Consider the following 1,488-nt stretch of genomic DNA (forward strand, 5'->3'; position numbering starts at 1 on the left):
CCGGGACGCCGCCCGATCCCCTGCCGCTGCTGCGCGAGCTCGATCAGCTCGCCCGCGCGCTCGATCCGTCGCGCCCCTCGGCGCTGGCCACCTGCTGCGAGGGCCGCGCCTTCGATCCGGGGGTCGAAGTGCCGATCACCGCGCCGGTGGTCCAGCTCGGCGGGACCAACCGCTACTACGGCTGGTACTATGGCAAGCCGACCGACCTTGGGCCCGCGCTCGATGCCTTGCGCGCCGCCCGGCCGTGGCAGCCGCTCGCCCTGACCGAATACGGGGCGGGCGGGGCGATCACGCTGCACACCGACAATCCGCTCGCCTCGCCGCCGGACTCGCGCGGGCGCAAGCAGCCCGAGGAGGTCGAGAGCCTGGTCCACGAGATCAACTGGCGGCAGATCAGGGAGCGGCCCTGGCTCGGCGCCTCGTGGCTGTGGGTCGCCTTCGATTTCGCCACCACGGTCCGCCGCGAAGGCGACGCCGACGACATCAACACCAAGGGGCTGGTCACTTACGACCGCCGGACGCGCAAGGATGTGTACTACTTCTACAAGGCCAACTGGACGCAGACGCCGACGGTGCACATCACCGGGCGGCGTTATGTGGACCGGGCCTATCCGGTGACCGACGTCAAGGTCTACACCAATGCCGCCGCGCCGCGCCTGACGCTCAACGGCCAGCCCGTGGCCGGCACGCCGCACTGCGACAACGGCACCTGCGTGTGGCCCGATGTGCGCCTCGCCCCAGGCCGCAACGTCCTCGTTGCGACCGGCCTGTTCGCGGGCAAGGCGGTGAGCGACCGGGTCGAATGGCAGCTCGATCTCGCTCAGGCCCGGGCGATCCGCATCGATGCCGGCGCGCTGCTCGCGGCGAAGGGCAGCACCGGCCGCTTCGGTTCTGACAACTTCTTCACCGGCGGCGAGGCGGCCAGCCTCGACAAGCCGGCCGACTATGGCAAGCCCGAGGTCCCGACCCCGATCACCGGGACGCCCGACCGCGACGTGGCGGCGACCTACCGCCGCGGCACCTTCGCCTACCGGGTGCCGCTGGCCAACGGCCGCTACCGGGTGCGCCTGACCTTCGTCGAACCCGCGGCCAAACCGGGGGAGCGGGTGTTCGACGTGGTCGCCAACGGCAAGACGCTCGTCGCCGGTCTCGATGTCGCAGCCCAGGCCGGGGCGCCGCTCACCTGCGTGCAGCGCGAGGCCATGGTCGAGGTCCGCGATGGCCCGCTCAAGCTCGACTTCCGCCCGGCCCGCGGCGAGGCGATCGTCTCGGCCGTCGAGATAGAGCCAGAAGGCAGCTGAATGCCATGACAGCTATTGTCGAAGTCAGACGTTCTCATGGCAACGGCGAACGTCTGACTCTGCGAAGGGTTTCGGGCGCTTGCGTACGAAAGCCTCCAGTGCAGGAACCCGCGGGCCCGACGCGCTGGTCTATGGGTAAAGCGGTTTCGGGATAGGTCTGGCGGGTAAGCGCTGCCGGTGCGGTAGT

1 protein-coding gene is annotated in these 1,488 nt (G+C 70.2%); it reads left to right on the forward strand.

Features of this window, described 5'->3' with window-relative positions:
• The coding region (locus tag H7F49_RS19170) for a malectin domain-containing carbohydrate-binding protein (RefSeq protein ID WP_268958998.1) at positions 1-1,301 on the forward strand (1,301 nt) is incomplete at its 5' end.
• Between the last annotated feature and the right edge of the window lie 187 nt (positions 1,302-1,488).

The organism is Novosphingobium aerophilum (assembly GCF_014230305.1).
GTDB classification, from domain to species: Bacteria; Pseudomonadota; Alphaproteobacteria; order Sphingomonadales; family Sphingomonadaceae; genus Novosphingobium; species Novosphingobium aerophilum.